Source organism: bacterium (assembly GCA_021372775.1).
Lineage (GTDB): Bacteria > Acidobacteriota > Polarisedimenticolia > J045 > J045 > JAJFTU01.
The window spans coordinates 1-5,152 of record JAJFTU010000448.1 but is presented as its reverse complement, the minus strand read 5'-3'; the positions used below and the strand labels follow the sequence as shown (position 1 = coordinate 5,152).

Sequence of the window (5,152 nt, the reverse complement as noted above, 5' to 3'; positions counted from 1 at the left end):
GCGCGCAAGCCGCCCCTACGGTTTTTGGGCAACGTGTTGCGGTGTTCACGTCGGGCGGCAGGCGCGGTGGAGGCGCCGTTGTCTCTACGTGGTGATCGGCGCGCCAGCCGCCCCTACGGTTTTAGGGCAACGTGTCGCGGTGTTCACGTCGGGCGGCAGGCGCGGTGGAGGCGCCGTTGTCTCGACGTGGTGATCGGCGCGCCGGCCGCCCCTACCGACGCGCCTCGCACGGGGTTTCCGCGTTATGATGCGCGGCATGAGCGACACGGGGGACGTCGTCCACGCCGACACGACAAGTCTCTGCAGCACCTGCCTCGCGCCCGTTCCGGCGAAGGTCGTGCTGCGGGCCGGTCGGGCTCTGCTCCTCAAGCGCTGCCCCACGCACGGCGAGTGCGAAGAGCTGCTCGAGGAAGACGCCGACTGGTACGTCCGTCGGCTGGAGTTCGACAAACCGGGGACGAAGAGCGCCGTGGAGACCGCGGCGGCGCGCGGCTGCCCGTTCGACTGCGGCCTCTGCCCGGGCCACGAGCAGCACACCTGCATCGGCCTCGTCGAGGTCACGCCGCGCTGCGACCTCGGCTGCCCGGTCTGCTACGCCGGCGCCGGCGACCGCGGCGAGCCGCTCCCGCTCGACGAGATCGAGCGGATGATGGACCACTACCAGGAAGCCGAAGGCGGGCGCGCCGACATCCTCCAGATCAGCGGCGGCGAGCCGACGACTCATCCCGAGATCGGCGAGATCCTGCGCCGCGCGATGGCCCGCCGCTTCCGCTGCGTGATGCTCAACACCAACGGCCTGCGCCTCGCCGAGGACGACGCGTTCCTCGACGAGCTCGCCGCGCTCGGTCCGGGGTTCGAGGTCTACCTGCAGTTCGACGGGCTCGACGACGCCGCGACCGCGCCGCTGCGCGGGCGGGGCCTCGCCGCGGTCAAGAAGCGGGTCGTCGATCGGCTCGGCGCCCGCAACGTCCCCGTCACCCTCGTCGCGACGATCGCCGCAGGGATCAACGACCACGAGGTCGGCGCGATCTTCGCCTACGCGGCGTCGCGGCCCGGCGTGCGCGGCGTCAACTTCCAGCCGCGCGCCTACTTCGGCCGCGGCGACGGAACGCCCGGCCCCGACCGGGTCACGCTCACGGGGGTCCTGCGCCGGCTGGAGCGGCAGACGACGGGGATGATCCGCCGGGACGACTTCGTGCCCCTGCCCTGCGACGTCGAGCGGGTGGCCGTCTCCTTCTTCCGCCGCGAGAGCGGCGACGTGACGCCGTTCTTCCGCGGCAAGAACTTCGCCGACAAGCTCCCCTTCGTCGCCAACACGCTCGCCTTCGACACCAGCGACGTGCTGCGGCAGGCGATCGCAGGCATGGCGTCCGGCGGCGGCGTCTGCAACTGCCTGTCGTTCATCAAGGACGTCGCGCCGCTGGCCCCGCTGACCCTGGCGCTGAAGCCGCGCCGCGAGCAGGCCCGCTTCGTCTCCGAGAACATCTTCCGCGTCACCGTCACCTCGTTCGTGGACCGCTTCAACTTCGAGGCGCGGGCGATGCGGAAGGAGTGCGTGCACGTCCTGACGCGCGACGGCCGGCGCATGCCGTTCTCCGCCTTCAACCTCGTCCACCGTCCGGAGACCGCATGACGCCGCGCCTCCCCTCCGACCCGTACACCTGGTTCGCGCTCGTCGTGTCGGCGGTCGTCGCGCTCAGCGCGACCGCCGTCTTCGCCGCGATCGCGCTCAACTTCCTCGCCGCGAAGGAGGCGGGGCGGGTCGCGGAGCGTCGGCGGGGCCCCGTCGCCACGGCGACGATGGTCCTCTTCTTCGTCGGCTACTACCTGCTGCTGCGGTTCCGCGTCGGCGTCGTCGAGACGTCGCGCCCCGTCGCCGTCGTCCTCGCCCTCGTCGGGTTGGTTCCGGTCGTGCTCGGCTGCGTCGTCAACCTGCTCGGCCGGGTGCGGCTCGGCGCCAACTGGGCCGACCACGTCACGATCTACGAGCGGCAGACGCTGGTCACGCGGGGCGTCTTCGGCGTCGTGCGCCACCCGCTCTACGCCTCGCTCGTCTGGATGTTCGCCGGCGCCGCGCTGGTCTTCCGCAACTACGCTGCGCTGCTCGCCGACCTGCTGATCTTCCTCCCGGCGATGAACTGGCGCGCGGCGCAGGAGGAGAAGCTCCTCGCGGCGCGCTTCCCGGAATACGACGCCTACCGGCGGCGCGTCGCGCGGTTCTTCCCGCGCCTTTGGAGGGCGAAAGATGGCGACCTGTAGGCCGGCCGCGGTCCAGCGCGGCGCCTTCATCTTCTGCCGGACGACGCTCGCCGTCCTGCTCTGGGCGGCGCTGCTGCTGCCCGCGCCGTGGCTCGTCGCGCTCTGCGCGCTGATCCTCGCCGCCTCGGCGATCCTCGGCGTCCGCCGCGCGCCGCTCGTCGCGCTCTACGCGGCGACGTTCGGGCGCCGCTGGCCCGGCGGCACGGAGGTCCTCGACGAGCGAGGGATGCGCTTCGCGCACACGTTGGGGACGTTGCTCGTCGGGGGAACCGCCGTTCTGCTGTACGCCGCGCCGCGGGCCGGCCTCGCCGCGCTGTTCGTCGTCGCCGTGCTGAAGACGGTCGGCGCCTGCGGCTTCTGCACCGCGCTGCGTCTCTACCGCTGTCTGACCGACGAGTCGTGCTGCGCCTTCCTGAAGAGGCGCGCGTGAGCGCGGCCGCCCGACGCGCGGCGGGACGCCGGTGAACGAGCTGCCCGCGAATTGGGGCCTCGCGCCGGTCCTCTTCCACCTCGGCGGCATCGCCGTGCCGTCGTACGGCGTCTTCGTCGGCGCGGGGATCGTCGTCGGCCTGCTTGTCTTCCTCTGGCTCTCGCGCGACGAGCGGAACGTCGGCGAGGGGACGGTCTACATCGCGTTCGCCGCGCTGTTCGGCGGCGCGCTCGGCGCCAAGCTGCTGGAGGCGGCGTTCAACGCGCCGTCGGCCGTCGGCGCCGGATGGGGCGCGCTGCTCGCCGGCCGCACGGTGATCGGCGGGCTCGTCGGCGGCAGCGTGGGGATCGTCGTCGCCAAGCGCGCGCTGAAGATCCGCGAACGGCGCGGCAACATCCTCGCCCCCGCCGTCGCGCTCGGCCTCGCCGTCGGGCGGATCGGCTGCCTGCTGCGCGGCTGCTGCCACGGCGAGCCGACGTCGCTGCCGTGGGGGATCGACTTCGGCGACGGCGTGCCGCGCCATCCGACGCAGATCTACGAGTCGATCTTCGCCCTCGCGATGTTCTTCGTCCTGCTCGCGCTGCGGAAGAGGGTCGTCGGCCCCGGGCGGCTGTTCACGATCTTCGCCTCGTCCTACCTCGCCTTCCGCTTCTTCGAGGAGTTCGTCCGCGCCGGCGCGCGCGTCCTCTTCGGCCTCACGGTCTACCAGTACGCCGCCCTCGGCGGCCTCCTTTACTTCGCGCTCAAGGACCGCCTGCTCGCGCCGGCGGCCCGCAGGGGGGAAGCGTGAACGCTGATCGCGAACCGACGACGTTGAATCCGGAAGGCGGCGACGGAGAACCGCCGGCGACCTCGGGCGAACGACCGGCCGACGTCGCGGACTCGCACGACGTGAAGGCGGAGCCGACGGCAGTTCCTCCGGAGGGCAACGACGACGCGGAATGGGAAGCCGCAATGCTCGGCGTCAGCAAGGGCAAGCGCCGCTTGAGCATTGAGATGGCGCTGGTCGGCTTCGTTGGATTCCCGATTCTCGTGGTCGTTCTCTTTTTCGTGTCGTTTATGTCGCCTTACCCGAATGCCGTGTCGTTCCTCTCTCTGGCGGCACTTATGCTGACGTTCATCGCTCTGCTGGCGACGCGGAGGCGCTCTCTCGCCGTCGGCGGGATCGCCGGCATCGTGACCTTGTATCTCCTCGTACGCAGCAGTTGCGGGTGGTGACGACGTATGGGTGAACGCGCGCGGGGGATGAGACGCGTGGCCCGAGGTGACTCCTGGGCGGCCTCATCGACTTCGCGCTCAAGGGCCGCCCGCCCGCGCCGGCGGCCAACAAAGGGGGGAACGTGAGCACTGATCGCGAATCGCCGAAGTTGAATCCCGAATGCGGCGACGGAGCGCCGCCGGCGACGTTGCACGAACAACGGGCCGCCGTCCCGGACTCGCACGACGCGAAGGCGGAGCCGAGGCCGTTCCGCCTGATGGCCGACGACGAAGATGAGGGGGAAGACGCCGAGTGGGAAAAGGCCATGCTCGGCGTCAGCACGGACTCGCTCCGACTGAGCATCGAGATGGCGCTGATCGGCTTCTTCGGATTCCCGCTTGTCACCTTCGTTATCCTCTTCGCGGTGTCGATGTTGCCTGGCGCGGGCCCCGTGGCGCTCGAGTGCATCGTGGCGGCGCTTGCGCTCACTTTCATTGTGCTGCTGGCGAAGGGGAAGTTCGCTCTCGCTTTCGGCGGAATTGCCGGCACCGCGGTGTTGGCCCTTATCCTGCTCTACATGATCGGCCGTGCCATGAATTTTTGACCTCCGATCGGGTACGCGCAGCAAGAGGGCGAGCGGCCGCAGCTGAATCCAACGCGACCTCCTCGGCTTCGGGTTTATCGACTGCCCGCCCGTTCCGGAGGCCCGCAAGGGGGGAAGCGTGAACGCTGATCGCGAATCGACGAAGTCGAATCCCGTATGCGGCGACGAAGAACCGCCGGCGACGTCGGGCGAACGACCGGCCGCCGTCGCGGACTCGCAGGACGCGCAGACGGAGCCGACGCCATTCCGCCTGCTGGCTCACGACGGGGAGCAGGAGCCCACGCCGCCCGAAACGCGGCGGGCCCTCCCGCGTCTCGGGATGTTCGCGGCCGGATTCGTCGGATTCCCGGGCTTTGTGATCGCCGCCTTGGTCGCCTCGCTCTACGCCAAGGGTTTTTTCATGTTCGTCGCCGCGGGAGTGATCGCCTTTGTGGCCCTTTCGGCGCTGTTGGCGATGAGGCGGTTCGCCGTTGTCCTCGGCGGGATCGCCGGCTTCGTGACCTTGTATCTCCTCGTACGCAGCAGTTGCGGGTGGTGACGACGTCTGGGTGAACGCGCGCAAAGGATGCGACGCGAGCCGGAGATGAATCCTCGGCGGCGACGGCCGCGGCGCGCAGGCATTCCGGAATAGGATCAGGCGGCCGGGCGCCCGCGGATGGAC

7 protein-coding genes are annotated in these 5,152 nt (G+C 70.4%); all 7 read left to right on the top strand.

Translation table 11 applies throughout. The features are described from left to right. The first annotated feature begins 256 nt into the window (after positions 1 to 256). The 7 genes from LLG88_15300 to LLG88_15270 all read left to right on the top strand — a co-directional run bounded on the left by LLG88_15300 (position 257) and on the right by LLG88_15270 (position 5,029). Positions 257 to 1,633, top strand: a complete 1,377-nt coding sequence (locus LLG88_15300) for a radical SAM protein (protein MCE5248273.1) — start codon at positions 257 to 259, stop codon at positions 1,631 to 1,633. After that, complete coding sequence (locus LLG88_15295; protein MCE5248272.1) at positions 1,630 to 2,259, top strand: isoprenylcysteine carboxylmethyltransferase family protein; 630 nt, start codon at positions 1,630 to 1,632, stop codon at positions 2,257 to 2,259. Before LLG88_15300 ends, LLG88_15295 begins: the two co-directional genes overlap by 4 nt. Continuing rightward, complete coding sequence (locus tag LLG88_15290; GenBank protein ID MCE5248271.1) at positions 2,246 to 2,689, top strand: DUF4395 family protein; 444 nt, start codon at positions 2,246 to 2,248, stop codon at positions 2,687 to 2,689. Before LLG88_15295 ends, LLG88_15290 begins: the two co-directional genes overlap by 14 nt. 31 nt (positions 2,690 to 2,720) lie before the next feature. After that, the gene (locus LLG88_15285) at positions 2,721 to 3,479 is read left to right on the top strand and encodes a prolipoprotein diacylglyceryl transferase (GenBank protein MCE5248270.1); all 759 of its coding nucleotides are present in this window, start codon (positions 2,721 to 2,723) and stop codon (positions 3,477 to 3,479) included. After that, complete coding sequence (locus LLG88_15280; GenBank protein MCE5248269.1) at positions 3,476 to 3,907, top strand: hypothetical protein; 432 nt, start codon at positions 3,476 to 3,478, stop codon at positions 3,905 to 3,907. The genes LLG88_15285 and LLG88_15280 overlap by 4 nt, the downstream gene beginning before the upstream one ends. A 122-nt stretch (positions 3,908 to 4,029) precedes the next feature. Then, positions 4,030 to 4,491 carry a hypothetical protein gene (locus tag LLG88_15275; protein MCE5248268.1) on the top strand — a complete coding sequence of 154 codons (462 nt, stop codon included), beginning with the start codon at positions 4,030 to 4,032 and terminating at the stop codon, positions 4,489 to 4,491. A 355-nt stretch (positions 4,492 to 4,846) separates the two neighbouring features. Continuing rightward, the gene (locus tag LLG88_15270; GenBank protein ID MCE5248267.1) at positions 4,847 to 5,029 is read left to right on the top strand and encodes a hypothetical protein; all 183 of its coding nucleotides are present in this window, start codon (positions 4,847 to 4,849) and stop codon (positions 5,027 to 5,029) included. Positions 5,030 to 5,152 lie beyond the last annotated feature (123 nt).

What these genes read in the sequence shown, in the direction of transcription:
- LLG88_15300 (MCE5248273.1), top strand. Translation starts at nt 257, where the DNA reads ATGAGCGACACGGGGGACGTCGTCCACGCCGACACGACAAGTCTCTGC.
- LLG88_15290 (MCE5248271.1), top strand. Translation starts at nt 2,246, where the DNA reads ATGGCGACCTGTAGGCCGGCCGCGGTCCAGCGCGGCGCCTTCATCTTC.
- LLG88_15295 (MCE5248272.1), top strand. Translation starts at nt 1,630, where the DNA reads ATGACGCCGCGCCTCCCCTCCGACCCGTACACCTGGTTCGCGCTCGTC.